21 protein-coding genes and 1 tRNA gene are annotated in these 26,961 nt (G+C 72.2%); 11 read left to right on the top strand and 11 right to left on the bottom strand.

Annotated features, from left to right (window positions below):
• Window positions 1-102: 102 nt before the first annotated feature.
• From M4486_RS10315 to M4486_RS10300, 4 genes are all read right to left on the bottom strand, one after another.
• Window positions 103-1,194: a C40 family peptidase gene (locus M4486_RS10315; RefSeq protein WP_249476989.1), complete on the bottom strand. Its 1,092-nt coding sequence runs from the start codon at window positions 1,192-1,194 to the stop codon at window positions 103-105.
• Between the two features lie 651 nt (window positions 1,195-1,845).
• Window positions 1,846-1,922, bottom strand: a tRNA-Pro gene (locus M4486_RS10310).
• An 80-nt stretch (window positions 1,923-2,002) separates the two neighbouring features.
• Entirely contained in the window at window positions 2,003-3,034 is a 1,032-nt protein-coding gene (locus tag M4486_RS10305; RefSeq protein WP_249476988.1) for a metallophosphoesterase, read from the bottom strand.
• 14 nt (window positions 3,035-3,048) lie between these two features.
• Complete coding sequence (locus M4486_RS10300; RefSeq protein ID WP_249476985.1) at window positions 3,049-5,412, bottom strand: transglycosylase domain-containing protein; 2,364 nt, start codon at window positions 5,410-5,412, stop codon at window positions 3,049-3,051.
• Between the two features lie 370 nt (window positions 5,413-5,782).
• Here M4486_RS10300 and M4486_RS10295 point away from each other — a divergent pair, with 370 nt between their 5' ends.
• From M4486_RS10295 to M4486_RS10285, 3 genes are all read left to right on the top strand, one after another.
• Window positions 5,783-6,085, top strand: a complete 303-nt coding sequence (locus M4486_RS10295; protein ID WP_283257913.1) for a WhiB family transcriptional regulator — start codon at window positions 5,783-5,785, stop codon at window positions 6,083-6,085.
• A 180-nt stretch (window positions 6,086-6,265) separates the two neighbouring features.
• A complete protein-coding gene (gene sp36, locus M4486_RS10290; RefSeq protein WP_152352272.1) occupies window positions 6,266-6,436 on the top strand; it encodes a Sp36 family protein in 171 nt (56 codons plus the stop codon).
• A complete protein-coding gene (locus tag M4486_RS10285) occupies window positions 6,436-7,272 on the top strand; it encodes an MBL fold metallo-hydrolase (RefSeq protein WP_249476983.1) in 837 nt (278 codons plus the stop codon). Before sp36 ends, M4486_RS10285 begins: the two co-directional genes overlap by 1 nt.
• A 197-nt stretch (window positions 7,273-7,469) precedes the next feature.
• On the opposite strand, the gene M4486_RS10280 is transcribed toward M4486_RS10285, so the two are convergent.
• The gene (locus tag M4486_RS10280) at window positions 7,470-8,147 is read right to left on the bottom strand and encodes a Crp/Fnr family transcriptional regulator (protein WP_152352270.1); all 678 of its coding nucleotides are present in this window, start codon (window positions 8,145-8,147) and stop codon (window positions 7,470-7,472) included.
• A 190-nt stretch (window positions 8,148-8,337) separates the two neighbouring features.
• Between M4486_RS10280 and M4486_RS10275 the strand changes: the two genes are divergently transcribed.
• The 4 genes from M4486_RS10275 to M4486_RS10260 all read left to right on the top strand — a co-directional run bounded on the left by M4486_RS10275 (window position 8,338) and on the right by M4486_RS10260 (window position 11,526).
• Window positions 8,338-9,063, top strand: coding sequence for an endonuclease III domain-containing protein (locus M4486_RS10275; protein WP_249476981.1), 726 nt, complete (start codon window positions 8,338-8,340; stop codon window positions 9,061-9,063).
• On the top strand, window positions 9,060-9,851 hold the full coding sequence (locus M4486_RS10270) for an NUDIX hydrolase (protein WP_249476979.1): 792 nt from the start codon (window positions 9,060-9,062) through the stop codon (window positions 9,849-9,851). Before M4486_RS10275 ends, M4486_RS10270 begins: the two co-directional genes overlap by 4 nt.
• Before the next feature lie 183 nt (window positions 9,852-10,034).
• Window positions 10,035-10,421 (top strand): cold-shock protein, encoded by a 387-nt coding sequence (locus tag M4486_RS10265; RefSeq protein WP_152352267.1) that lies wholly within the window; start codon window positions 10,035-10,037, stop codon window positions 10,419-10,421.
• 19 nt (window positions 10,422-10,440) lie between these two features.
• Window positions 10,441-11,526 carry a DUF3027 domain-containing protein gene (locus M4486_RS10260; protein ID WP_249476977.1) on the top strand — a complete coding sequence of 362 codons (1,086 nt, stop codon included), beginning with the start codon at window positions 10,441-10,443 and terminating at the stop codon, window positions 11,524-11,526.
• Between the two features lie 306 nt (window positions 11,527-11,832).
• On the opposite strand, the gene M4486_RS10255 is transcribed toward M4486_RS10260, so the two are convergent.
• Genes M4486_RS10255 through M4486_RS10245 form a run of 3 tightly spaced genes read right to left on the bottom strand, consistent with a single transcriptional unit; the run spans window position 11,833 to window position 14,872 of the window.
• Window positions 11,833-13,029, bottom strand: coding sequence for a DNA polymerase III subunit delta' (locus M4486_RS10255; protein ID WP_249476975.1), 1,197 nt, complete (start codon window positions 13,027-13,029; stop codon window positions 11,833-11,835).
• Window positions 13,026-13,760, bottom strand: coding sequence for a dTMP kinase (gene tmk / locus M4486_RS10250; RefSeq protein ID WP_249476974.1), 735 nt, complete (start codon window positions 13,758-13,760; stop codon window positions 13,026-13,028). The genes M4486_RS10255 and tmk overlap by 4 nt, the downstream gene beginning before the upstream one ends.
• The gene (locus M4486_RS10245) at window positions 13,760-14,872 is read right to left on the bottom strand and encodes a Gfo/Idh/MocA family protein (RefSeq protein ID WP_249476972.1); all 1,113 of its coding nucleotides are present in this window, start codon (window positions 14,870-14,872) and stop codon (window positions 13,760-13,762) included. The genes tmk and M4486_RS10245 overlap by 1 nt, the downstream gene beginning before the upstream one ends.
• 273 nt (window positions 14,873-15,145) lie before the next feature.
• Between M4486_RS10245 and M4486_RS10240 the strand changes: the two genes are divergently transcribed.
• From M4486_RS10240 to M4486_RS10230, 3 genes are read left to right on the top strand one after another with little or no spacing between them, the layout of a single operon-like run.
• Entirely contained in the window at window positions 15,146-16,468 is a 1,323-nt protein-coding gene (locus M4486_RS10240; RefSeq protein ID WP_249476970.1) for an ABC transporter substrate-binding protein, read from the top strand.
• A gap of 3 nt (window positions 16,469-16,471) precedes the next feature.
• A complete protein-coding gene (locus M4486_RS10235; RefSeq protein WP_249476969.1) occupies window positions 16,472-17,506 on the top strand; it encodes a carbohydrate ABC transporter permease in 1,035 nt (344 codons plus the stop codon).
• Complete coding sequence (locus M4486_RS10230) at window positions 17,503-18,447, top strand: carbohydrate ABC transporter permease (protein ID WP_249476967.1); 945 nt, start codon at window positions 17,503-17,505, stop codon at window positions 18,445-18,447. Before M4486_RS10235 ends, M4486_RS10230 begins: the two co-directional genes overlap by 4 nt.
• A 298-nt stretch (window positions 18,448-18,745) precedes the next feature.
• On the opposite strand, the gene topA is transcribed toward M4486_RS10230, so the two are convergent.
• From topA to M4486_RS10215, 3 genes are all read right to left on the bottom strand, one after another.
• On the bottom strand, window positions 18,746-21,496 hold the full coding sequence (gene topA, locus M4486_RS10225) for a type I DNA topoisomerase (RefSeq protein ID WP_249476966.1): 2,751 nt from the start codon (window positions 21,494-21,496) through the stop codon (window positions 18,746-18,748).
• 109 nt (window positions 21,497-21,605) lie between these two features.
• A complete protein-coding gene (locus tag M4486_RS10220) occupies window positions 21,606-22,718 on the bottom strand; it encodes a phosphatase PAP2 family protein (protein WP_249476965.1) in 1,113 nt (370 codons plus the stop codon).
• Window positions 22,715-24,337 carry a DUF7059 domain-containing protein gene (locus tag M4486_RS10215; RefSeq protein WP_249476964.1) on the bottom strand — a complete coding sequence of 541 codons (1,623 nt, stop codon included), beginning with the start codon at window positions 24,335-24,337 and terminating at the stop codon, window positions 22,715-22,717. Before M4486_RS10215 ends, M4486_RS10220 begins: the two co-directional genes overlap by 4 nt.
• A 109-nt stretch (window positions 24,338-24,446) precedes the next feature.
• Between M4486_RS10215 and M4486_RS10210 the strand changes: the two genes are divergently transcribed.
• Window positions 24,447-26,930 (top strand): DEAD/DEAH box helicase, encoded by a 2,484-nt coding sequence (locus tag M4486_RS10210; RefSeq protein ID WP_249476963.1) that lies wholly within the window; start codon window positions 24,447-24,449, stop codon window positions 26,928-26,930.
• Window positions 26,931-26,961: the final 31 nt, after the last annotated feature.

Raw genomic sequence — 26,961 nt, 5'->3', positions numbered from 1 at the left:
CGGTCGGTTCCCCGACCGGGCTCCTCACACGCCGTCCTGCTCCTTCCCGTTGGTGCGCTCAGCACCGAGCAGGCATGACGTGGTCCGGGTGACCTGCGCTGATCAGCGGTAGGTCACGAAGACGTGCGGTGCGCTCCAGATGGTGCGCTCCACGACCTTCTGCTGCGAGCCCGAGGCATCGATGATCTGGTTGTTGCCCACATAGATGCCGATGTGCCCGTAGTCGTTGCCGGTGAAGGCCACCAGGTCGCCGGGCTTCGCCTGCGACTGGGGGATGATCCGGCCTGCGAACGTCTGCTGCTTCGCCGTGCGGGGCACGGTGATGCCGTTCGCGTTGTAGGCGTACTTCACCAGGCCCGAGCAGTCGAACCCGGTGGAGGGGCTCGAGCCGCCCCACGTGTACTTGGTGCCCTTCACGCTGCGGGCCTTGGCGATGATGCTCTGCCCGTTGAAGGAACCGCTCGAGGAGCCGCCGGACCCGCCGATGGACGCGCTGCTCGAGGACAGCTTCGACCAGGTGTTGGGTCCGACCACGCCGTCGGCGGAGATGCCGGCCGCGCGCTGGAAGGCCTTCACGGAGCTCAGGGTCCTCGACCCGAAGACACCGTCGACCGAAATGCCTGCACCGTGCTGGTTCAGCTGCTTCTGCAGGGTGCTGACCGCCGAGCCGCGAGAGCCGCTGCGCAGCTTCGGGTGGCTCGACGAGGAGGATCCCGTGGACGCGGACGACCCGAGGGCGTTCCAGGTCTTGGGGCCGACGACCCCGTCGACGCCGATGCCGGCGCTGCGCTGGAACGACTTCACGGCGCTCAGGGTCTTCGATCCGAAGACGCCGTCGACCGCGATGCCCGAACCGTGGGACCGGAGGCTGCGCTGCAGCTCCGACACGGCCGATCCGCGTGCGCCGTAGCGCAGCTTCACGTTCGAGTAGGCGGCGGGTGCCAGGGACTTCGCGGCCGTCGCGGCAGCCGCGCCCGCGAGGGGCGAGGTCGGCGCGGTGGTGGCCGGGTGAGTGGGGGCGGGGGTGGTTGCTGCATCGGCGGAACCCATGGCCTGCATGGAGGCCGTGGCCGTCACGGCACCGACGACGGCGAGACCGCCGACGGTGCGACCGACGGGAGCCGTGAGGCCCCGGTAGTCGATCACGGCAGGGCCCGCGGCGCGATGCGTGCGCGGGGCGCTGGAGCGGAACATCGGATGAGGTCGCTTTCTCTGTCGCCGCACAGTCACCGCTCGCGTTCCGCCCGCGGGAAGCGACACCCGTGAGGCGACACCCGAGGGGTTCGCTGCGCCCGCCACCCAGGGAAGTGAGGAAGTGGTCGAGAACGGTGGCGGGAGCGACTTCTCGACCGGTGCCTGGGGAGAGGCACCGTGGTCACTGTATGGGGCCACCCAGGCCCTTCACGCACGACCTTTGCGACTGCTATCAAGGGCCTTTACCAAGATTTTAACTAAATCGGCGATTTTCGCCGTGTCGTACCGGCGATGTCCGAATTCGATATGTTAACCACACCGATGTGATTCAAGGGTGTTCGGCGGGCGTGAGAGGGCCTTTCGGAGTGCGTCGAACTGATGTCGGCGAACGGCGTATAGCGGACATCTCTGCCATATACGGCAGAGGTGTCCGCCATACGCCGGTGCGTGACAGCTCGCCGCCCGGCCGGCGCTTCCCGGGAGCGTTCGAGGGGCTCTGACGTCTCGGGTGCTGCCGGTGCAGCCGGTGATGCCGAAACCGCTGCCGATGCGTCAGTCGCCGAGCGCCCCCGGACATGACGACGGCCGCGGACATGACGAAGGGCCCCGGATATGACGAAGGGCCCCGCCGCAGCGGAGCCCTTCGACATCTGGTCGGGGTGACAGGATTTGAACCTGCGACCTCCTCGTCCCGAACGAGGCGCGCTACCAAGCTGCGCCACACCCCGAGGTCGTGTTCGGCGAGCAGACGCGAGCGCCGCTCTCCGACGAGCAACGATACCAAGTCGCCCGCGGTGGTCGCGACCTCTCAGCGCCGCTGAGGGCGCAACGTGAGCAAGGTCGCCTCCGGCGGATTGGCGAAGCGGAAGTTCGAGTAGGGGTTCGCGCCGAGCCCCCCGCTCACGTTGAGCGGCACGCCGCGCCAGGTGGAGAGGCCCCGGGCTTGCGCACGCGGCAGGTCGCAGTTGGTGACCAGGGCGCCGACGCCGGGCATGCGCAGCTGGCCGCCATGGGTGTGGCCGGCGAAGATCAGCTGCGCTCCGTCGTCCACGAAGGCGTCGAGGACCCGCTGGTACGGCGCGTGGGCGACGCCGATCCGCAGGTGCGGGACATCGGCGGCGGGGCCGTCGTCGGCTCGGGTGGAGGTCGCGGCGGCTTCTGCGGCAGGCGTCCGTCCGGTGCCGTCGGCCCCCGCGTCCTGCTGCGCGCCCCGCGCCGCATCCGGCGCGGGGAACACATCGCGCTCGAGGTGCGGGTCGTCCACGCCCACGAGGTCCACCTGCAGGCCCGTGAGGCGGAGGCTCGCGCGGGTGTTGGTGAGGTCCTTCCAGCCGTGGGAGGTGAGCGCGTTGCGCAGGGAGTCGAGGGGCAGGTCCGGCTCGCGGTGGCGCTTCGTGAATCCCTCGGGCCGAGGGTCGCGCAGGAAGTAGCGCAACGGGTTCTTGCGGTGAGGAGCGAACATGTCGTTCGAACCCATCGCGAACGCGCCCGGACGGTGCAGCAGGGGATCGATCGCGTCGGCGAGCACGGGGATGGAGGCCGCGGAGGCGATGTTGTCGCCGGTGTCGATCACCAGGTGCGGCTTGAGCGTCTCGAGATGGCGCAGGAAGGCGATCTTGCGGGCCTGGTCGGGCATCAGATGCGCGTCGCTGAGGTGCAGGATGCGCACGGGGCGCGTGCCGGGAGGCAGGATCCGTAGCTCGTGCTCGCGCACGGTGAAGCGGTGGATCTCGATGTGGCGGGACCAGACGTGGGCGGCCGCGGCGGCGACCGCGCCGGCCCCGGCGAGGGCCAGCGCGGCGCGTCCGGCGCCCGCGCCGCGGGAACGGGTGCGGGTCATGCTCGCTCGCCCGCTCAGTCGCCGGTGTCCTGGTCGCCGGAGTCCTGGTCTCCGCCTGTGTCCCCGCCATCGCCGCCGGCGGCTCCGCCGGTGTCATTGGTGCCGGAGGCCGCGCCGCCCGTGTCGACCTTGCCGCCCCCGCCGTTGCCGGGATCGGTATCCTTCGGGGCGCCGGCGGGCTGCTTCGGGAACTTCTCGTCGGGCAGTCCCTTGTGGGCCTTGATCATGAACTCCTGCCAGGTGGGCAGGGAGACCGTGTTGCCCCAGACCTTGCCCCGCTCGAGGTACTCGCCGTCCACGGAGAACCCGCCGGGGCGGACGTTGCGCGTGGGGTTGCCGAACCAGACCGCGGTCGACATCTGCCGGGTGAAGCCCACGTACCAGGTGTGGAACTGGGAACCGGAGGTGCCGGTCTTGCCGCCCGCGTCGTGGCCCGGGATGACCTTGCCCTTGCCCGTCGCCCGCGGGTCCTTGAGGTCCTGCTCGAGGGTCCAGGCGACCTGGTCGGCGGTCTTCTTGTCGATCTTCTGCTCGCACTGACCGGCGCCGACGTCCTTCATCTTCTTGCCGTCGCGATCGATGACCTCGGAGATGCCGGTGGGCTTGCAGTAGGTGCCCTCGGCGGCGAAGGTCGCGTAGGCCGCGGCCTGGTCGAGCGCCGAGATGCGCAGCTCGCCCAGGACCACCACGGAGGGTGCGAGCTCGGTGCCGTACATGTCCTCGATCGACATGTCCCAGGTGGACTTGTCGAAGGGGTTGTAGGTCGCGGGGATCGCGCCCAGCGACCGGGCCTGCTCGGCGATGTCGCACAGGTCGAGCTGGCGGGCCATGTTCGCGTAGGCCGTGTTCACGGAGAACTTGGTCGCGTTCAGCACGGTCTCCTGGGCCGACAGCGGCACGGAGACCGCGTTGTCCGGGTTGTAGCCCTGGGTCTCGTACCAGCGCCCGCGGTCCAGGCACTGCGCGGGGAAGGTCTTCAAGGTCTGGCGGGCCGTGCCGACCTTGTCGTAGATCGACTTGCCGTGCTCGAGCCAGTCGGTGAGCACGTACGGCTTGAACGTCGAGCCGACGGGGAAGCCGCTCGAGCCGCCGAGCGCCTGCGGGACGTTGTAGTTCAGCGAGGTCTCGCCCTCGCTGGCGTCCGCGTGAGGATCGAAGGTGCGGTTCTCGGCCATCACCAGGACCTTGCCCGTGCCGGGCTCGACGGTCACGATCGAGTGGCCGAACCCGCTGTCGGAGTCCTGGGGGACCTTGCGGTCCACGATCTCCTGCGCGTCCTTCTGGAGGTCGGAGTCCAGGGTCGTCTTGATGGTGAGGCCGCCGCCGTACAGGAGCTTCTGGCGCTCCTCGTAGGTGTCCGCGAAGGTCGGATCGTTCAGCAGGGACCGGGTCACGTAGTCGCAGAAGAAGCCGTTGGTGCCGGCGTCGCCGCAGCCCGCCTTCACGTTCTTGACCTTCAGCATGTCGTCGATCGACTGCTTGGAGTACTTGTCGTACTCCTTCTGGGTGATGTGGTCGTAGCGGAGCATCGCCGAGAGCACCTCGTTGCGCCGCTTCTTCGCGGCCTCCGGGTTCGCGACGGGGTCGTTGCCGTTGGGCGAGTTCGTGATGCCCGCGAGCAGCGCCGCCTCACCGGGGTTCAGGTCCTTGGCGTCCTTCGAGAAGTAGTGCTGGGCGCCGGTCTGCACCCCGTACTGCGAGGGCCCGAACTGGGCGACGTTGAGATAGGCGTTGAGGACCTCGTCCTTGCTCCAGCGCTTCTCCAGGGAGATCGCGAGCTTCGCCTCGCGCAGCTTGCGGCCGTAGCTCTGCTCGGTCGCCTCCGCCTGCGCCTCCTTGTCGTTGCGCTGCTCGGCGTCCATGAGCAGCGCGTTCTTCACGTACTGCTGGGTGAGCGTGGAGCCGCCCTGGGTGGCGCCGGAGGCGGCGTTGTTCGCGAGCGCGCGGACCGTGCCCGTGAAGTCCATGCCGCCGTGCTCGTAGAAGCGGTGGTCCTCGATGTCGACGACGGCATGCTGGACGTTCGGCGAGATCTCGTCGAGCGGGACCATGATGCGGTTCTGGCTGTAGAACGTCGCGAGCAGCGACCCGTCGGACGCCTCGATCCGGCTGGCCTCGTTCAGCGGCTGGGTCTCGAGCTCCGCCGGGAGGGAGTCGAACAGGTCCACGCCGTCCTTCGCGACGGCCGAGCTCATCGACACCGCGGGCAGGAAGAAGGCGGCCAGCAGCACGCCGGCGATGCCCGCGACGGCGAGCATCCCCAGCAGCAGCATCAGCGCGCGCAGCGCGGCTCCGGGCACGGTGGCGGGGCCCGTCGGCGGCGCGGAGGTCGCCTCGGAGCTGAGGTTCCCGAGCGGAGCGGAGTCACGGTCAGCCATGGGAACACAGTACGGCCCACGGCGGGCGCGGACCACGAGGCGCGGCCGTGCCGGCGCATATCACCCAGCGCTCACGGGTGCATGGATCCTGCCCCGGCGCAGGATGTGCGTCCGACGGGGGAGAGGAGCGCCGCCGACGGGATCCGTGGGCGGCGGTCCCGGCAAGGTATGTGCCTGGGTGCCTGGGTGCCTGGGTGCCTGGGTGCCTGGGCGCCTCGGATGCCCCGGATGCGCCCGGATGCCTCGTCCCATGTCCGTCGCCCATACCGGATCTGCGGGGGTCCGCGGGAGGTGGGATTGGCGCCCCTGTGCCGATCTCGATACGCTGACGCACCAGAACGGATCGACGAGGATTCGAGAGGGGACATTCGTGACGATCAGCAGGATCCGCGGCACGGATGATCGCAGCTGGGCCGCCCGGGGGGCGTGCACACAGCTGGATCCGGACGGCTTCTTCGTGCAGGGGGCCGACCAGCAGAAGATCAAGATCGCGTGCCAGGGGTGCCCGGTGCGCATGGAATGCCTGGCCGACGCGCTCGACAACAGGATCGAGTTCGGCGTCTGGGGCGGGATGACGGAGCGCGAGCGGCGCAGGCTGCTGCGCCAGCATCCCGACGTCGAGGACTGGTACGACGTGCTGGGCCGCACCGCACGCCGTGCGGCGGGCGGGTGAATCGATCCCGTCGCCGAGGCGCTGCATCACGCCGCCGCAACGCCCGTCGCGCGCCATGACGCGGGCCCGGTGCCCGGACATGGGCCCCGTGCCAGGACCTCCGTCCGGACCTCGGTCCGGACCACGCGCGACGGCCGAGCGTCCGCACAGGGCTCGAGGGCGGGCCGGTAGGCTCGGGGCATGACCTCCGTGACGCGTTTCGAGTACATCACCGTGCCCCTGCTGATCCACGCGACCAAGCAGATCCTGGACAACTACGGCTCCGACGGCTGGGAGCTCGTGCAGGTGATCCCCGGCCCGAACCCCGAGTCGCTCGTCGCCTACATGAAGCGCCCCCTCGCGGACGCCTGATGGAGGACGACGTCCCCGCGGGCGGCCAGGACGATTTCCAGAGGGACCCCGACGCCCCGCCCGTCGCGCTCGAGCTCATCCGCGCCGACAACCCGGGGCCGATGACGCTGCAGGGCACCAACACCTATGTGCTGCGTGACGGCGAGGAGTCCTGGGTCGTGGACCCGGGCCCGCTGGACGCCCAGCACCTGGCCGCGATCATCCGCGCCTGCGGCTCGCGTCCCGTGGGCGTGCTCGTCACCCACCGCCACGCCGACCACACCGACGGCGCCGGCACCCTGCGCCGCCAGCTGCAGAACCGCACCGGCTGCGAGGTCGCGCTGTGGGCCGCCGACACCCGCGCCGTCGCCGGAGCGCGCAAGCCCCCGGCCTCCCTGATCAGCGAGGCCGGCGTCGTCGGCCATGTCATCCACCTGCCCGGGCACACCGCCGACTCCCTCGGCCTGCTGGTCGACGGCGGACGCATGCTCACCGGAGACACCCTGCTGGGCGACGGCTCCTCGACCGTGATCAGCCCGCCCGACGGCAGCCTCACCGAGCACATGCAGTCCCTCGCGATCCTGCGCGCCCTGGCCATCGACGGACGCATCTCCTCCCTGCACCCCGGGCACGGCTCGCCCGCGACCGACCCGCTCGAGGCGATCGACGCGATCGAGGCGATGATCGCCCACCGCGAGGAGCGCATCGCCCAGGTGAAGGAGGCCCGCGCCGCGGGCGCCCTGAGCATGGACCGGCTGCTGCGCGCGGTCTACGGCGAGGGCCTCGACCCGGCCCTGCGCGGCGCCGCCGAGGACTCGCTGCGCGCGGTCCTCGACCACATCGCCCGCACCCGCTGAGCGCGACCGGCGGGCCAGCTCCGCGGACCGCTCAGGCGGCCCGCCCTGCCCGGTCGCCGCTCCCGCCCGCAGGTCGCTGAGACGACCCCCGCACGCACGAGGAGCGGGGCGCGACGATGACCGGTGTCATCATCACGCCCCGCTCCTCGTCTCGCCGTCGACGCCCGCGGTGCGGGCGTCGAACGGTCGGCGCGGGATCAGCGCGCGCGGCGGCGCAGGCGCTCCACGTCGATCAGCAGCACGGCGCGGGCCTCGAGGCGGATCCAGCCGCGCGAGGCGAAGTCGGCGAGGGCCTTGTTGACGGTCTCGCGGGAGGCGCCGACGAGCTGGGCGAGCTCCTCCTGGGTGAGGCCGTGGGAGACCATGACGCCGTCGTCCGTCTGGCGGCCGAAGCGCTGGGCGAGGTCCAGCAGGTTCTTGGCGACGCGGCCGGGGACGTCCGCGAAGACGAGATCGGCGAGCGACTCGTTGGTCTTGCGCAGACGACGGGCGAGCGAGGCCAGCAGGTGGCGGGCCACCTCGGGACGCTGCGAGAGCACGCGGTACAGGTCCTGCTGGGTGAGGGAGTACAGCGTGGACTCGGCGACCGCCGTGGCGGTCGCGTTGCGCGGAGCGGGATCGAACAGCGAGAGCTCGCCCAGGGTCTCGCCCGGGCCGAGCACCGCGAGGAGGTTCTCGCGGCCGTCGCCCGAGGCGTGGCCGACCTTGACCTTGCCCGCGCCGATGATGAACAGGCGGTCGCCCTGGTCGCCCTCGCGGAAGATCACCGCGCCGCGGTGGTAGTCCTCCTGCGACATCGAGGCCAGCACGGCCTGCTTGCCGTCGTCGTCGAGCGCCGCGAAGAGCGGGGATGAACGTACGATGTTCTCGTCCACGGAACCTCCTGATCTAGGTGATCCCGTCGGGTCCGGGACCGTCGTCATGGGAACCATTGTGACCGATGTGGCGCGGATATGCGTGCTTGCTCACCTGATCCGTGCGTCGCACGGCGCATCCGGCCCGCCCCGCGGAGGCCCCTGGGGTGCCGGGAGCAGGGGCCGCGGAAGGCCCACGAAGGAGCAGCGAGTGTCGGGAGTCTCATCGGCCGACGGACCGGCCGACGTCCGCGAGGTCGTCTCCCGGCTGCGCGCGGATTACCCCCGGGCACGCACCGAGCTGGACTTCCGCGACGCCTTCGAGCTGCTCGTCGCCACGGTCCTCAGCGCCCAGACCACCGACGCGCGCGTGAACTCCGTGACCCCGGAGCTGTTCGAGCGCTGGCCGGGACCGGAGGGACTCGCAGGGGCCGATCCCGCCGACGTCGAGCAGGTGCTGAAGCCCCTGGGCATGGGGCCCACGCGCGCCGCACGCGTGATCGCCCTGTCCCGCGCGCTCCTCGCGGACCACGGGGGCGAGGTGCCCGACGACCAGGACGCCCTCGAGGCGCTGCCGGGCGTCGGCCGCAAGACGGCGTTCGTGGTGCGCGGCGTGCACTTCGGCCGCTCCCTGCTCGCCGTCGACACGCACGTGACCAGGGTGGCCGGCCGCCTGGGCTGGACCCGTTCCCGGCAGGCCCGCGCCGTCGAGCGCGATGTCGTCGCCCTCGCGGAGGGCGTCGACGCTGCTGCCGGTGAGGGCGATGCGGGTGAGGCCGATGCAGGGGAGAGCGACGCGGCGACGGAGTCCATTGATCTCACCGCCCTGTCCCTGCGGCTGATCCTGCACGGCCGGCGCGTGTGCACCGCCCGGTCGCCGCACTGCACGGAGTGCACGCTCGCGGACCTCTGCCCGCGGATCGGCGTGGCCGCATGAGCGGCGCCGAGGCCGAAGGGACGACGGGGACGGGAACCCCGGACCGGCCCGAGCTGCCGGGCTTCCTGCGCCCGCTCGCCGAGAGCGCTCGCGCGGGGGACCGCACTCTCGCCCTGCCCCGCAGCCCGGGCCCCGCGCGCGAGATCACCCGGCGCAGCGCGGTCCTCCTGCTGCTCAGCGGCACCGCTCTGGAGGAGGCGGAGCTCGTCGTCGAGGAGCGCGGACACCGCATGCGCTCCCAGCCCGGCCAGTTCGCCCTGCCCGGCGGCGGGGTCGAGGCGGAGGACGCCGACGTCCGCGCGACCGCCCTGCGCGAGGCGCGCGAGGAGATCGGCCTGGACGCCGGGCAGGTGCGCGTGCTCGGGGAGTTCGCGCCCATCCCCATGCCCTGGCGCGGACAGGTCGTCCACCCCGTCGCCGCCTGGGCGCCCCGTCGTCCCGACCTCGCCGTCAGCGACCCCGTGGAGGTGGAGCGCGTGGTCCGTCTCCCGCTCATCGGCCCCGACTCCCTCACCGACCCGTCCTGCCGCTTCATGGGCAGCTTCGACGGTCGGGCCGTCGGGCCCGTGTTCTCGCTCAGCCAGGACCGCTTCGTCTGGGGGTTCACGGCGATGCTCGTCGAGGGTGCGCTCGAGATCATGGGCCTCGCCCCGGACGACGCGGCCCGCGAGGCGCGTGCCGCCGCCGGACGTGCCGCGGACGAGTCGGATGCAGGCAGCGCAGCGCCCGCCGCGCCGCCGCGCATCGAGATCCCGCCCGAGCGGCGCCGCGAGGGCCCGCGCGCCTGATGCGGCGCCCCTCACCGCGGCGGAGAATCCCCGCGCGGTCGTGCCCGCGCGAGCGTTAGACTGGAGCGCCGCGTCCGCGCCCGCAGACAACGGCCCCGGGCTACGCCCGCCGGGGCCACCCGCGAAGGCATGACGCGACCGACCATCATCACCCAGACGACTCCGTGAAGGACAGGGATCCGCGTGCCTCGTGGCAAGGTGAAGTTCTACGACGCCGAGAAGGGCTTCGGCTTCGTGCGGGACGACGAGTCCGGCGAGAGCGTGTACGTGCACGCCTCCACCCTCCCCGAGGGCGCCGAGACCCTGCGCCCGGGCACCAAGGTCGAGTTCGACATCGCCGACGGCCGCCGCGGCCCGCAGGTGCTGTCGCTGCGCCTGCTGGAGGCCGCACCCTCGGTGACCCGTGCCCGTCGGCCCAAGCCCGACGACATGGCCGGGATGGTCGAGGACCTGATCCGTCTGCTGGACGACGCCGGGAACGGCCTGCGCAAGGGGCGCTACCCCGACGCCGGCCACTCCCACAAGATCGCGACCGTGCTGCGAGCCGTCGCCGACAACTTCGAGGCCTGAGGACACCCACCGCATGCCGATGACTGCTGAGACCGACACCCCCGAGACCGGCGAGAGCGCCGCTCCCGCCCCGGCCACCGCCGCCGCTCCCGCCGCCACGCGGCGGCCCCGTGCGCGCACCGCGCGTCCGAAGCTCGACGCCGTGAGCGCCGCGGCCGTCGACCTCGCGCGCGAGGCGCTGCTCGAGGTCACCGAGCCCGGCCAGGTCGGCGAGCACCTGCGCGTCGAGGCGAGCGGGGAACGACTGGTCACGCACGTGTTCGCGTGCGCGATGCCCGGCTACAGCGGCTGGGTGTGGAACGTCGTCCTCGCACGCGCTCCCCGCGCGAAGCAGGCCACCGTGTGCGAGACCGTGCTGCTGCCGGGCGACGGCGCGCTGCTCGCCCCTGACTGGGAGCCCTGGTCGGAGCGGCTGAAGCCCTCCGACGTCGGGGCCGACGATCTGCTGCCCTATCAGGAGGCCGACGAGCGCCTCGAGCAGGGCTACGAGCAGACCGACGACGCCGAGGCCGACCGCGTCGCGCAGTGGGAGCTCGGGCTCGGACGCCCGCGCGTGCTCTCGCCCGTCGGGCGCGAGGAGGCCGCCGACCGCTGGTTCGCGGGCGATTTCGGCCCGCGTCCGGTCTCGGCCCGCAAGCGCCGGGGCACCGTGACCGCGACCTGCTCCTCGTGCGGGTTCCTCACGCTCATGGCCGGCTCGCTGCGCACCGAGTTCGGGGTGTGCACGAACGAGTGGTCCGTGGCCGACGGCCATGTGGTGCACCTCGACTACGGCTGCGGCTCGCACTCGGAGACCGGCAAGGAGGAGTCCCACCAGGACTCCGACCCCGATGAGGGCGTCGTCGTCGACGAGTACCGGGTCGACCTCGATCGCAGCACGAGCAGCGACGAGGGTGCCGCGGAGTCCGAGGATGCGGCGGGGTCCGAGGCCGCTGCGGAGACCGAGGCACCTGCTGCAGCCGAGGAGCCAGGCGAGGCCGTGGTGCCGGGAGAGACCGAGCCTGCCGGCGAGGTCGTGGCGGCCGGTGAGGCCGATGCCGCGGGAGAAGGACCTGACACTGCCGCGGAGGCGACGGCGGACGACTCGCACACCGTCGCACCCTGAGCGACCTGCGCCTCTGACCGGTGCAGATCGCGCGGCGAACAGTCAGCCGTCAGCGTTCACGTGCCATGCGCCGGCGCACTCGTGAGGCGTGCGGATCAGTGGATCCGGGGCGACCGATGGGGAGTGTCGAACGACCCCGTGCAGTACACGTAGCAAGAGGTCGGGTGACGTGCCATATATGCCGTCACCCGACCTCTTACTACGCGTGGTGCACGCCCCGGGATGAGACCACGCTCCGGCGGTCGCTCGCCCGGGCTCGCCGCCCGACGTGACCTGACCTGACAGGGGCTCGCGACGCCCGAGGGCTCAGCCGGCGCGGACGGCGATCCGGGCGAGCAGCGCCTCGGTCGCGAGCAGCGGCGGCACGTTGCCGGCGATCCGTGTGCGCGCCTGCTGGACAGCGTCGAGCAGGGCGAGCGTGACCTGCGGATCCCCGCCCTCGGCGGCGTGCACGATCTCCTCGCGCACGCCCGGGTTCACGAGCTCGGCGCCCGTGCCCAGCTGCAGCACGAGCACATCGCGCAGCACCGAATGGGCATCCAGCAGGTAACGGTCCAGGACGTCCCGCACCAGGCGCGTGCGCCGGCGCTTCGCGTCGTCCTCGAGCTGGCGCATCTGCGAGCGCAGCGACGGGGGGACCTTGCCGTCCTCGATGCCCGCCGAGCGCAGGAAGCGCTCCTTCTCCTTCGCGGCGACGTCGTCGGCCGTCGCGGCGGCCTCCGCGTTCGCGCGCTCCACGAGCGTGCCCGCCGCGAGCACGGCCTGGCCGCTGCTGCGCAGGCCCAGCAGGGTGCGGGCCGACTCCTCGCGGGCCTCGAGCGCACCCGGCTGCGTCGCGTACCGCAGGGCGAGCCCGATGTGCCCCTGCGCGGCGAGGGCCGCGCGCTCGGCGAGGTCCGGGTCCGCGCCGTCGCGCCGGACGAGCAGCTCGGCGACGTCGGACGGTCGCGGGATCGCGAGGGTGACCACGCGGCAGCGGGAGCGGATCGTGGGTGCGAGATCCTCGGCCGACGGCGCGCACAGCATCCACACCGTGTGCGGGGGCGGCTCCTCGATCGACTTCAACAGCACGTTGAAGGTGCCCGCGCTCATGCGGTCGGCGTCCTCGATGATGATCACCCGGTGCGCGCCGGTCGCCGGTGAGCGCTGCGCGGTGAGCACCAGGGAGCGGACCTCCTCCTTGGAGATCGAGAGCTTGTCGGTCGCGACCGCGGTGACGTCCGGATGGGTGCCCGCGAGGACAGTGCGGCAGGCGTGGCAGTGCCCGCAGCCCTCGCCGGTCTCGCACTGCAGGGTCGCCGCGAAGGCGCGGGCAGCCGTCGACCGGCCCGAGCCGGGCGGGCCCGTGATCAGCCAGGCCTGTGCGAGGGAGCCCTCGGGGGAGGCGGCGCGGCGGAACTGGGCGACCGCGGCCTCCTGGCCCACGACGTCTGCCCACACGCCCGTCGGACCCGCGCCCGTCGAACCCGCGTCTGCCGGACCGGCGCTCGTCGGCGCGCTCATCGGTCGTCGGCCCCGGGATGCGAGGTGTCGACCTCGAAGGTCGGGTCGAGCGTCGCGAGGTCGTCGGCGATCGCCGCGAGGACCTCCTCGTGCACCTCCTGGGGGCTGCGGGAGGCGTCCACGACCACGAAGCGGTCCGGGTCGGCCTCGGCGAGCTCGAGGAACTCGGCGCGCACGGCGTCGTGGAAGGCGCGGCCCTCGCGCTCGAGGCGATCGAGCGAATGCGCCTCGCGGCGCTCCGAGAGGGCGTCGGGGTGCAGGTCGAGCAGGATCGTGCGATGGGGGAGCAGTCCGTCGGTCGCCCACAGGCTGAGGGCGGCGATCTGCTCCTGGGAGAGCGAGCGGCCCACGCCCTGGTAGGCGATCGAGGAGTCCAGGTAGCGGTCAGCGAGCACGAGGCCGCCGCGGGCCAGGTGCGGGCGCACCACCGTCTCGATGTGGTGGGCGCGGTCCGCCGCGTACAGCAGCGCCTCGGCGCGGGCGCTCACGTCGCCGCCGTGCAGCACGAGCTCGCGGATGCTCTTCCCGAGCTCGGTGCCGCCGGGCTCGCGCGTGGTGAGCACGAGGTCCTCGGCCACCTCGCGGCGATGCACGAGGTGATCGCGGAGCATCCCGATCTGGGTGGTCTTGCCCGCGGCCTCCCCGCCCTCGAACGAGATGAACAGTCCCCGCCGCGGGGGATGGGGCGCGGGGACGCGCAGCGTGCGCATGCCGATCGACGATCCGGTCATCAGCGGGCGGTCTCCTCTGGTCGGGCATCGGGGGTGGTGCGCGGTGCGGCGACCTGGGCGCGGGCGGCGTCGAGCGCCTCCATCACGGCGACGGTGTCGTGCCAGGTCATGAGCGGTGACTCGAGGTCGCCGGCGGTGATCCTGCGCGCCGCCTCCGCGGCCTCGTAGGCGAGGCCGTCGTCGGGGCCGACGGGGCTGGCGGGCCCGACCGAGCCGTCGGGGGCCGAGGTCGGGTCGGGGACGGACGCGGTGCGGCCGTCGTGCATCTCGACGCGGACCTCGCCGGGCGCGAAGAACATGCCCTCGAGCACGAGGCGCCCCTCGGCGCCGAGGATCTCGGCGTCGTTCCCGGCGCGCGCCGCGAGGGTGGTGACGAGCGAGGCCCTGGCCCGAGGATGTGCGGCCGAGGACGCGAGCACGTGCACGGTCTCGTCGACCCCCGCGGGAGTGAGGGTGCCCGAGGCGGTGAGCTCCGTGAGATCCCCGAGCACCATCTGCGCGAAGCTCAGGGGGTAGACGCCCAGGTCCAGCAGGGCGCCACCGCCCAGCTCCGGTGCGTGGAGCCGGTGACCCGGTGCGAAGGGGAAGTGCTGGCCGTGGGTCGCGCGCAGCGAGACGATCTCGCCCAGCAGGCCCGATGCGAGCACGCTGCGCACCACGTCGAAGCGCGGCAGGAAGCGCGACCACAGCGCCTCCATGAGGAACAGCCCGCGCTCGCGGGCGAGGTCCACCAGGTCGCGGGCCTCGTCGGCCGTCATGGTGAAGGCCTTCTCGAGCAGCACCGGGTACCCGGCCTCGAGCACGGTGCGCGCCATCTGGTGGTGCGCGGAGTGCGGGGAGGCGATGTAGACGGCGTCGAAGCCGCCGGCGGCGAGCATCCGCGGCAGGGAGTCGAAGGCGGCGTCCAGGCCGTGCGTGCGGGCGAAGGCCTCGGCGCGCTCGGCGGAGCGCGAGGCCACGGCCACGGCGCGCGAGGCGGTGGCCCGGCCCAGGGTCTCGGTGAACTGCGTCGCGATGTGCCCCGGGGAGACCACGGCCCAGCGCAGCGGCGGGGCCTCGCGCGGGTCCGCGACCGCCGACACGGGCAGCTCCAGCGGGGTTCGGGACGTCATGCCTTCAATCTATCGGTCCGCCCCGACAGCCGGGTCCGGTGTGGACGGGGCGCCGCATCCCGTCGGCCGACCCTCAAGGCCGCAGGTCACGGATCGGTGAAGAATGTGCCCGAAATGTCGACTGAGAGGTACGCCACAGGTGCGTCCGGGTTACTCTCAGCCCAGGCGACGGAGCCTCCGCGGGTCCTTCGCACGAACCGCCGGCGGCGACCGTCGTCAGCGCATCGTCCACCGCATGCACGCGGCACGGAACTCGGCATGAAGGAGCCCCAGATGAGCAGCAGCAACCACGGTCTCGGTCGGCGCTCGGTCCTCGCGGCCGGCGGACTCGGCGCCTCCGCGCTCGGTCTCGCCGCGTGCGGAGGCTCGGACGACTCGTCCTCGGGCGGCTCCGGCGGCGGCGCGAGCGCGGACTTCGACGAGCACGGGCCGATCACGTTCGCGACCGGCAAGGACACCACCGGCGTCCTCAAGGACTTCCTGGACCGCTGGAACAAGGACCACTCCGACGAGAAGGTCACGCTCGTCGAGCTCCCCGAGAGCGCCGACGACCAGCGCAGCCAGTTCATCAACAACGCCCAGGCGAAGTCCGACGCCTACACCGTGCTGGGCCTCGACGTCGTGTGGACGGCCGAGTTCGCGGCCAACCAGTGGGTCGTCGAGCTGCCGAAGGACAAGCTCCCGATCGACGACATGATCCCCGCGACCGTCGAGACCGCGACCTACTTCGACAAGCTCTACGCGATGCCCTACGCGACCAACGGGCAGCTGCTGTTCTCCCGCAAGGACCTGCTGAAGGACGCCGGGTACGACGAGCCGCCGGCCACCTACGACGAGATGTACGAGATCATCGAGAAGGTCATGGCCGACCAGGACGGCATCAACGGCTTCGGCGGCCAGTTCGCCAAGTACGAGGGGCTGACCTGCCAGCTCACCGGGGTCGTGAAGTCGGCCGGAGGGGAGCTGTTCGACAACGACGGCAAGCCCCAGGCGGACAGCGATGCCGCGAAGCTCGGGCTGCAGACCCTCCGCGACGGCTTCGACAAGAAGTACATCCCCAAGGAGGCGCTGACCTACAAGGAGGAGGAGTCCCGCCAGGCCTTCCAGGACGGCAAGCTCGTGTTCCTGCAGAACTGGCCGTACGTCTACGACAAGTTCGAGGCCGACGACGGCTCCTCGAAGGTCAAGGACAAGGTCTCCGTCTCCCTGGTGCCCGCGGTCAAGGGCGAGGGCACGTCGACCGTCGGCGGCCTGAACTACGCGATCAGCGCGTTCGCGAAGAACATGGGCACAGCCCTGGACTTCATCGCGTTCATGGGCGCCGCCGAGCAGCAGAAGGCCTGGTTCCTGCAGACGGGCAACCCGACCGCCGCGACCGCCGTCTACGAGGACGAGGACCTCAAGAAGAAGTACCCGTTCCTCGACACCCTCAAGGACTCGATCGACAAGGGCGCCGTGCGTCCGCAGGTCGTGAAGTACGGCGACGTCACGCAGGCCATTCAGGAGGCCGCCTACGGCTGCCTCTCCGGCGACACCGAGACCGACGCCGCGCTGAGCGATCTGCAGAAGCAGCTGACCGACCTGACCGAGAAGTGAGCCATGGCGGACGCGCATTCCCGCCGTGTCACCGGCGGGCAGGGCCGCATGGCCTATCTCCTGCTGCTGCCGACGCTCGTGCTGCTGGCCCTCGTGGTCGGCTTCCCGCTCGTGCTCTCGGCCTGGCAGTCGCTGACCCAATCCGGCGGTGACATCGACCCCCAGACCGGGATCATCAAGCAGGGCGACACGTTCGTCGGCCTCGACAACTACGTGGAGGCGTTCACCGGCTCGGGCGCCGGCGCCGGGTTCTGGAACGCCTTCTGGAACACGACGCTGTTCACCGTGGTGGGCGTGAGCATCGAGACCGTGCTGGGCGTGTCCATGGCCCTGATCATGGCGCGCGCGATGCGCTCGACCGGCATCGTGCGGGCCTCGATCCTGGTGCCCTGGGCGATCCCCACCGTGGTCTCGGCCCTCATGTGGCAGCTGATCTTCGACGCCAACGGCATCTTCAACCGGGTGATCCACTACCAGGTGCTGTGGACCACCGAGGGCTGGCAGGCCAAGGCCGCCGTGCTCATCGCGGACATCTGGAAGACCGCCCCGTACATCGGGCTGCTGACCCTCGCGGGCCTGCAGACGATCGACGAGCAGGTCTACGAGGCCGCGAAGATGGACGGCGCCGACCGCTGGTCGACCTTCTGGCGGATCACGCTGCCGCTCGTGCGCCCCGTGCTCGTGGTCGCGGTGCTCTTCCGCCTCCTGGACGCGATGCGCATGTTCGACCTGCCCTACGTCCTGCTGGGCCGGCTCGAATCCGGGCAGACCCTCTCGATGCTCGCCTCCGACGCCGCGGGCAAGACGAACTACGGCCTCGCCTCGGCGTACTCGATGATCCTGTTCGCCTACATCTGCCTGGTGGCGTTCGTGTTCATCCGCGTGCTCGGCGCCGACGTCATCGGCGAGCAGAACAAGCCCGCCAAGCGCGGCGGCCGTCGCCGCGGCGACGGGGAGGACGGGGCCGACGGCGGCTCGGGCGGCTCCCGGCGCACGGCCCGCAGACTCCGCACCACGGCAGAGGGGAGCATGGCATGAGCAGCGCAGCCGACAGCGCATCCGGCGGCCGCACGCGGAGCGGCGGCACGCAGATCCGCTCGCGCACCGGCGAGGTGCTCTCGCCCAAGAAGATCAAGGGCGGGCGCGCGGGGTCGATCGTCATCGCGATCGGCATGGCGTTCATCCTCGTCTACTGCCTGCTGCCCTTCTACTGGATGGCGGTCTCCTCCCTCCGCCTGCCTAGCGAGGGCCGCTCCACGGAGCTGATCCCGAACCCGATCAGCTTCGAGAACTACGTGGCGGTGTTCGACCCGGACAACCACTTCGCCCGTGCGCTGGCCAACTCCCTGGTCGTCGCGGGCGGGACGACGGTGCTGGTGCTCCTGCTGGGCACCTTCGGGGCCTACGCCCTCGCGCGGCTGGACTTCGCCGGGAAGGTGCTGGTCATGTTCATGATCGTCGCCACCTCGATGTTCCCGGTGATCACGCTCGTGGTCCCGCTGCTGAAGCTCTTCAGCGGCGGCTTCGAGTGGTGGCCGTTCAACTGGATCAACAGCTACCAGGCGATGATCCTGCCCACCATGTCGTTCGCGCTGCCGCTGGCGGTGTGGAACCTCAACGCGTTCTTCCGGCAGCTGCCGGTCGAGCTCGAGCAGGCGGCGATGGTGGACGGCACCACCCGGTTCGGCGCGTTCTGGCGGATCATCCTGCCGCTCGCCGCGCCGGGCGTGTTCACCACGGCGATCATCACCTTCATCGCGGCCTGGAACGAGTTCCTCATCGCGCTGACGATGGTGAACCAGCCTGCGATGCAGACCGCGAACGTCGCGATCTCCAAGTTCACCGGCTCCTCGCAGTTCGACACCCCGTACGGCACGAAGATGGCCGCCGGCGTGATCGTCACCGTGCCGCTGATCATCCTGGTGCTGGTCTTCCAGCGCCGCATCATCGGCGGCCTCGCGGCGGGGTCCGTGAAGTAGTGCCGACGTCGAGGCGCCGGGGGCGGACGAACGGGTCCGCCCCCGGCGACGTTGACGGGGGCGGACGATCACGGGGCGGGCGGCCGGATGCTGCTCGGGCCCGGCGTCACCATGACGCCGTCACTCTAGGCCTTTCCGGTGATCCGGGACACAACCGGAACGCGTGTTTCGTCGCTTTGTTGTGAGGTCGTGACCTGGCGGCGCAACCGCGGGCTCACGAGGGCACGGCTCGAGCGTGGCTCGAGGACGACCCGGGCACGACGAGTCCCGAGGGAACCGCGCCGCGCCCCCGCGCGGGTCAGCTCTTCTTGGTGCTCGAGCTGCTCGTCTTCGGCGCGGCCTTCTTGGTCGTGCTCTTCGACGTGCTCTTCGTCGTGGACTTGCGGGTGGTGGTGCGCCCGCCCTTCTTGGCCGGGCCCTTCGCGCGCTTCTCGGCGAGGCGCTCGACGGCGACCTCGTGGGTGAGGGCGTCCAGGGAGTCGTCGCGGCGCAGGGTCACGTTCGTCGTCCCGTCGGTGATGTAGGCGCCGAAGCGGCCGTCCTTCACCACGATCGGCTTCTCGCTCGTCGGATCCGTGCCCAGCTCCTTGAGCGGCGGCTTCGCGGCAGCGCGGCCGCGCTGCTTGGGCTGGGAGTAGATCTTCTTCGCCTCGTCCAGGGTGATCGAGAAGATCTGCTCCTCGGTCTCCAGGGAGCGCGAGTCCGTGCCCTTCTTGAGGTACGGGCCGTAGCGGCCGTTCTGCGCGGTGATCTCCGTGCCGTCCTCGTCGGCCCCCACCACGCGCGGCAGCGAGAGCAGCTTGAGGGCGTCGTCGAGGTCGACCGTGGCCAGGTCCATGGACTGCAGCAGCGACGCGGTGCGGGGCTTGGGGCGCTTGGACTTGGGGGTCTTGTCGTCCGGGTCCTCCGGCAGCACCTCGGTGACGTAGGGGCCGTAGCGGCCGTCCTTGACGATCACGTCGTGGCCGGTCTCCGGGTCCTCGCCCAGCACGCGGCCGTCGTCCTTCTGGCGCTCGAGCAGCTCACGGGCCTTCTCGACCGTCAGCTCGTCGGGCGCGAGATCGTCGGGCAGGCTCGCGCGCTGCGGCGGGGCCGGCTCGGCGTCGGGAGCCGCGGGCGCGGCGTCCGGGTCCACGGGCGCGGGGCGCTCCACGTAGGCGCCGTAGCGGCCCACGCGCAGCGTGATGCCCTCGCCGATCGGGATCGAGTTGATCTCGCGGGGGTCGATGTCGCCCTGGTGCTCGACCATGGGCTGCAGGCCGATGGGGCCGTCTGTCCCGTCGGCCCGATAGAAGTCGTCGAGGTACTCGCTGCGGCCCAGCTCGCCGCGGGCCATCTTGTCGAGCTGCTCCTCCATCTGGGCGGTGAAGTCGTAGTCGATGAACGGCCCGAAGTGCTCCTCGAGCAGCTTGACCACGGCGAACGCCGTCCAGCTGGGCACGAGCGCCGAGCCGCGGCGCAGCACGTAGCCGCGGTCCTGGATGGTGGTCACGGTCGACGCGTAGGTCGAGGGGCGGCCGATGCCGCGCTCCTCGAGCGCCCGCACCAGCGAGGCCTCCGTGAAGCGCGGGGGAGGGGTGGTGGTGTGGCCGTCGGGCACGAGCGCCTCGACGTCCAGCATGTCGCCCTCGTCCATCTGCGGCAGGCGCTTGTCGTTCTCGTCCTGCTCGCCGTAGCGGGAGGCGTCGCGGCCCTCCTCGTAGGCGGCCATGAACCCGCGGAAGGTGATGACGGTGCCCGAGGCGCGGAAGGTGGCGGCCCGGCCGGCCTTCTCGACGGCCAGCTCGACGGAGCTCGTGGTGCCCTTGGCGTCGGCCATCTGGGAGGCGACCGTGCGCTTCCAGATCAGCTCGTAGAGACGGAAGTCGTCGCCCGAGAGCTGGCCGGCGACCTGCGCGGGCGTGCGGAAGCGGTCCCCGGCGGGGCGGATCGCCTCGTGCGCCTCCTGCGCGTTCTGAGACTTGTTCTGGTAGTGGCGCGGCTTCTCGGGCACGTACTGCGAGCCGTAGAGCTCGGCGGCCTGGGCGCGCGAGGCGCTGATCGCCTCGCCCGACAGCGCCACGGAGTCCGTACGCATGTAGGTGATGAAGCCGTTCTCGTACAGCCCCTGCGCGACGCGCATGGTCTGGCGGGCGCCCAGACGCAGCTTGCGCGAGGCCTCCTGCTGCAGGGACGACGTGGTGAACGGGGCGGCGGGCCGACGGGTGTACGGCTTGGACTCCAGGCTCGCGACCCGTGCCTGCGCCCCCTCGAGCGCGGAGACCAGCGCGGTCGCCGACTCCTCGGTGAGCACCGTGGCCGTGGCCGCCTTCTTCTTGAGGGTGCCGTCATCGGCGAAGTCGGAGCCGGTCGCGACGCGCGAGCCGTCGACGCTCGAGATGCGGGCCGAGAAGGCCGCATCGGATCCGGCGAAGGTGCCGGTCACATCCCAGTAATCGGAGGGGACGAAGGCCATGCGCTCGCGCTCGCGCTCCACGACCAGGCGGGTCGCCACGGACTGCACGCGGCCGGCGGAGAGCGAGGGGCGGATCTTGCGCCACAGCACGGGGGAGAGCTCGAAGCCCACGAGCCGGTCGAGGATGCGGCGGGTCTCCTGCGCGTCGACCAGGTGGTCGTCGATCTCGCGGGTGTTCGTCAGCGCCGCCTGGATCGCGTCGCGCGTGATCTCGTGGAAGACCATGCGGTGCACCGGCAGGGACTTCTTGGGCTTGAGGGTCTCCAGCAGGTGCCAGGCGATCGCTTCCCCCTCGCGGTCCTCATCGGTGGCGAGGTAGAGGGTGTCGGCGTCCTTGAGCTTCTTCTTGAGGTCCGCGACCGTCTTCTTCTTGTCGGCGCTGACCACGTAGTAGGGGTCGAAGCCGTTCTCGACGTCGACGCCGAACTTGCCGTAGGGACCCTTCTTCATGTCCGCCGGGAGGTCCCTCGGGACGGGGATGTCGCGGATGTGGCCGACGGACGCCTCGACGACGTAGTCGTCCCCGAGGTACCGGGCGATCGTCCTCGCCTTGGCAGGGGACTCCACGATCACGAGATGGCGCGAGCCGGGCACTTGTACCGTCCTTCTGGTGGTTCTGGCGGCTCCGGAGCGGGTCCGGGAGGCCGTTGCGCGGTGCCTGGGTGGCTCCGGCGTGCTCACCGTACACGCTCCGGCCACGTGGTCACCGGGACCGGGGCCCCGCGGGACGTGCGAGGTCCGGCACGCGCAGTCCCAGCGCGGCGGCGGTGAGGACGGCGACGGATCCCGGGATCACGAGCACCGTGGCCAGATAGGCGCGGGCCTGGTGGGACGCGTCGTCGAGGTCGATGGGGGTGGGGACCGTGGCGAGCACCACCATCCCCGCGGCGACCGCGACCGCGCCGAGCACCGCGAGCAGCGGTCCCGCCCCGCGCCCGGCCCGGGCGTCGCGCGGATGCGCGAGCCCCTCCGGGCCGCGCGGGGTGCGGGCGAGGGCGAGCGCCGCGTCGACCGCGAGCAGCAGGAACGTCCACGCTCCCGTGACCAGCAGAGCGCCGAGCACGTCGCTGGGCCGGTGCCAGCCGCCCGCGATGGTGCCCACCCCGGCGGCGGCGACCCACGCCGTCCCCAGGATCGCGACCAGGCCCCGGATCCTCGCGGGGCAGACGAGGATCAGGGCGAGCGCCACGGAGATCGCGAGCGCCGTGTGCCCGGAGGGGAAGGAGTTCGGGGTGACGTCGATGTCCTCCGCGAGCGCGGTGCGGTCCACGACGAAGGACTTCACGACCTGCACCGTGAGATTGGCGCCGGCCACGATCACGAGGATCTGCAGCAGCAGGGACGGCCGGCGCCGCACGAGCGCGAACACCGCGGCCAGGGCGAGCAGGAGCAGCACCACGGGGACCGTCACCGTGTTCAGCGCAGGGAAGATGACCTGGGTGATCGGGCCGTCGTCGTTCTGCGCGGCCGAGAGGATCAGCTGGTCGAGCCGCTGCCCGCGCGCCGTGCCGACGGCGCCCTTCGCGAGCAGGACTGCGAGCGCCGTGCAGACCGCCGCGCCCAGAAGGCCCACGAGCAGCCGCGGGATCAGGCCGCTGCGGCGATGGGGTCCGGAGGGAGCGGCGACCGCGCCGACGTCGTCGGGCTCGCGGGGGTCGTAGGGCCCGCGGGACTCGTCGGGCTCGCGGACGTCATAGGGCTCGTCGGGCTCGACGGGCGTGCTGTGCCCGTACCCGGGCCCTGGGCGATGGGCGCCGCGCGGATCGTCCTCGGGCCACGCCTCCTCGTGCGAGGCGTCCTCGTGCCGCGCGTTCACAGCGCCACCATCGAGGTGCGGATCATCTCGCGCAGCTGCGGGAGCACGCGCTCGCGGGCGTCGCCCTCGTCCTCGTCGGTCAGGGCGCACACCGCGCTCAGGATCTGGCCGAGCGTCAGCGTCCCGTCGAGGGCGCCGACGACGGCGGCGAGCACCTGGTCCTCGCGCACGGCGCGGGCGAAGCCGCCGCCCTGCACGACCTCGATGAGCATCGGGTCGAACTCGCCGGGGGTGAGGTGGCGCCGCTCGACGACGTCCGCCGCGCGCACGGGACGGGAGGCGAGCAGGGCCTCGTCATCGAGCCGGGCGAGAGCGTCGAGGGCCGCCAGCCCCGCCCCGATGTGCTCGGACAGGGTGCCGCTCCCCGTCCCGGTGACCTCCTCGAGGAGCACCTGGGCGCCGTCCGGGCGCGGCGCCGCGGGCCGGCGCAGCATCAGGTAGCCGAAGCCGATGCCGGTGGTGCCGCGGGCCTCGAAGTCCTCGAGCCAGGCCTCCTGCATGCTCGGCCACGCCGCATCCCGCACGGTGATCCCGCCGTCGCGCGCCCAGGTCTCCGCGTACTGGGCGGCGTCCTCGCTCTCCCGCTGGATCACCCAGGCGTCGATCCCGTCGGCCAGGACCGGCTCGAGCCATGCCCGCGGATGGACGTCCCATGCGGTGTCCGCGCTGATCTCCCAGTTGGAGAGCATGAGGGCGCTGCCGCCGGGCACCAGGTGAGGGGGCAGGTCGGCGAGGAGCTCGGCGGTCAGCACGTCGCCCGTGCGGCCGCCGTCGCGGTAGGTCCACTGCTCGACCCCGCCCCTGCGGGGCGTGATGACGAACGGCGGGTTGCTCACCACCAGGTCGAACTGCTCGCCGGCGACGGGCTCGAGCAGCGATCCCTCCCGCAGCTCGAGGTCGATGCCGTTGAGCGCCGCATTGAAGGCCGCGAAGGCGAGCGCGCGGGGCGAGAGGTCGGTGGCCACGACGTGGTCGGCGTGCCGGGAGGCGTGCAGCGCCTGGATGCCGCCGCCGCAGCCCAGGTCCAGCACCCGCCCCACGTGCCCGCGGGGCGTGATCCGGGCGAGGGTCAGCGAGGCGCCGCCGACCCCGAGCACGTGGTCCGAGAAGAGAGGTGCGCCGGTCGCGATCTCGGAGAGGTCCGAGGCGATCCACCACTGGATCTCGCCGAGGTCGTCGCTCGCGGCGTAGGGGGAGAGGTCGACGACTGCGCGCACGCGCGCGGTGCGGGAGCCTCCGTCGCCCCCACCCTCCGCGGCCGCCTCCGCCTCGATCTCCTCGACCAGGCCCAGCGCGATCGCGCCCTCGAGGCCCAGGGCGGGCAGGGCGCGCTCGACGAGATCCCGGCGGAGCGCGCCGCCGAGGGTGAACAGCCACAGCAGCACCGCCGTGGGCCGCTCGTCCTCGGCCAGGACGCGGCGCGCGGGGATCGGGTTCTCCCGGCCCAGGGCGTCGTGCGCGAGCGGGCCCAACAGGTCGCGGCAGGCCTGCGTCGTGAAGGGGGCCGCCGCCAGGTCGCTGCGCAGCGCATCGAGCAGGGCGGACTGCACGCGCGGGGGCGCCGGCGCGCGCTCGGCGGACGCGGGGGCGCGCGTGGCGGGGGCGATGTCGGCGGGCATGGCTACGATTGTGCCCCAGGTGCCCGGACGTGATCCGGACATGCGCTGGACGGGCGGTCCCAGAACCGCTCCCGGCGCTGATCCGGGCCGTGGTCAGGAAGGGGAGCGGGTGCGACGAGGGCGGGCCGACGAGCTGCTGCGGGACCTCAGCGCACCCCTGCAGCGCCGCACCTGCCTCACCCATGTGGAGCACGTGCCCGCGCGCCCCGGACGCACCGGCGAGTTCCCGGAGTGGACGGATCCGCGCCTGCGCGAGCACCTCGCCTCCCGCGGCATCACGGCCCCCTGGATCCACCAGGAGCAGGCTGCGCAGCTCGCCCACGAGGGGCGGCACGTCGTCCTCTCCACCGCCACCGCCTCCGGCAAGTCGCTCGCGTACCTGCTTCCCTCGCTGAGCGCGATCGGCGCGCGCGAGCTCGACCGCTCCGCGCCGCGCGCGACCGCCCTGTACCTCGCGCCGACGAAGGCACTGGCCGCGGACCAGCTCACCAACATCACGGCGCTGGCCGACGGCGCCGAGCTGCGCGACGCCCGCGTGGCCGTCTACGACGGGGACACCCCCACGGAGCAGCGCCGCTGGATCCGTCGGCACGGCACCTTCGTGCTCACCAACCCCGACATGCTGCATTTCGGGATCCTCCCCGGTCACGAGCAGTGGGCGAGCTTCTTCCGGGCCCTGAAGTACGTGATCGTCGACGAGTGCCACAGCTACCGCGGCGTCTTCGGCAGCCACGTCGCGATGGTCCTGCGGCGCCTGCGCCGCGTGGCAGCCGCCTATCGCAGCGACCCCACGTTCATCCTGGCCTCGGCCACCACCGCGAACCCCGAGCTCTCGGCCTCCCGCCTGATCGGCGGGGACGCCGTCGCCGTCACCGAGGACGGCTCTCCGCGCGGCGGCGTCACCTTCGGACTGTGGGAGCCCGGCACGAAGTCGGTGGTCGACGGCCGCCGTCCGACGGACCCGAGCGGGGCCGGTGGCCCCGATGGGCCCGGCGGCGAGGCCCCTGCCCACCAGCGCACCGAGCGCAGCGAGCACACCGAGCACACCGAGCGCAGCGAGGAGCCGCTGCGCCGCTCGGCGACGAGCGAGGCCGGCGCACTGCTCGCGGACCTCGTGCGCCGCGACGTGCAGACCCTCGTGTTCGCCCGCTCCCGGCGCGGGGCCGAGCTCGTCTCGACGGGCGCGCAGCGCCTGCTCGGGCAGGAGGCGGAGCAGGCCATGGACGGCGAGCTCGCGCGCCGGGCAGGGCGGATCGCCGCCTATCGCGGCGGGTATCTCGCGGAGGAGCGGAGGTCGCTCGAGGACGCTCTGCGCTCGGGGGAGCTGCGGGCGCTGGCCTCCACCAATGCCCTCGAGCTGGGCATCGACATCTCCGGGCTCGACGCCGTGCTGATCGCCGGCTGGCCGGGCACCCGCGCCTCGCTCTGGCAGCAGGCGGGACGCGCCGGGCGCAGCCAGGAGGGCGATGCGCTCGCCCTGTTCGTCGCCCGCGAGGACCCCCTGGACACCTATCTCGTGCACCATCCGGACTCCGTGTTCGGCATGGAGGTCGAGGCGGCCGTCTTCGACCCCCAGAACCCCTACGTGATGACTCCCCACCTGTGCGCCGCGGCCGCGGAGCTCCCCCTGCGCGAGGGCGAGGAGGAGATCTTCGGGCCCGCCGCGCGGGAGCTGCTGGACACCCTCGCCGCCCGCGGCGTGCTGCGACGCCGCCCGACGGGCTGGTACTGGACGATGACGGAGAGCGCCCACGACCTCACCGACCTGCGCGGGAGCGGCGGTGAGCCGGTGCGGATCGTCGAGGCGTCCAGCGGCGCCCTGCTGGGCACCGTCGACGCCGGCAGCGCCCACACCCAGGTCCATGACGGCGCGGTCTACATGCACCAGGGCAGGAACTTCGTCGTCGATCACCTGGACGTCGAGCGGGCGGTCGCCCTCGTGCACCGCGAGGACCCCCTCCACTCCACGCATCCGCAGTCGACCTCCACGATCCGCATCCGCTCCACCGACCGCGAGGAGGAGTGGGGGCGAGGGGTGATGCTGTGCTTCGGCACCGTGGACGTCACCGACCAGGTCACGGGCTATCAGGTGCGCGACGTGTACACCCAGGCGGTCCTCGGCCAGCATCCGCTGGATCTGCCGCCGCGCACCCTCACCACGCGCGCGGTCTGGTTCGTGCTGCCCCAGGAGACCACCGAGGCCGACGGCATCGTCGACGAGCTGCTCCCCGGCGCGCTGCACGCGGCCGAGCACGCCGCGATCTCGATGCTGCCGCTGCTGGCCACGTGCGACCGCTGGGACATCGGCGGGGTCTCGACGGCCCATCACGAGGACACCGGCCAGCCGACGATCTTCGTGTACGACGGCGCGCCCGGCGGCGCCGGGTTCGCCGAGCGCGGCGCCGAGGACGCGGCCGCCTGGGTGCGGGCGACGGAGGACATGGTGCGCGAATGCGCATGCGAGGCCGGCTGCCCGGCGTGCGTGGTGTCCCCCAAGTGCGGCAACGGCAACGAGCCGCTGTCCAAGGCGGGCGCGCTCGCCGTCCTCGAGCTGCTCGACGGCGCAGGGCCGGCGCGGGCCCGCGAGCGCTGATCCGGCAGCACGCCAGCAGGCGTGCTGACCT

The sequence above is a fragment of the Brachybacterium kimchii genome (genome assembly GCF_023373525.1).
GTDB lineage: Bacteria > Actinomycetota > Actinomycetes > Actinomycetales > Dermabacteraceae > Brachybacterium > Brachybacterium kimchii.
Note: the sequence above shows the minus strand (reverse complement) of the source record. Positions and strands in the feature narration are given on the sequence as shown.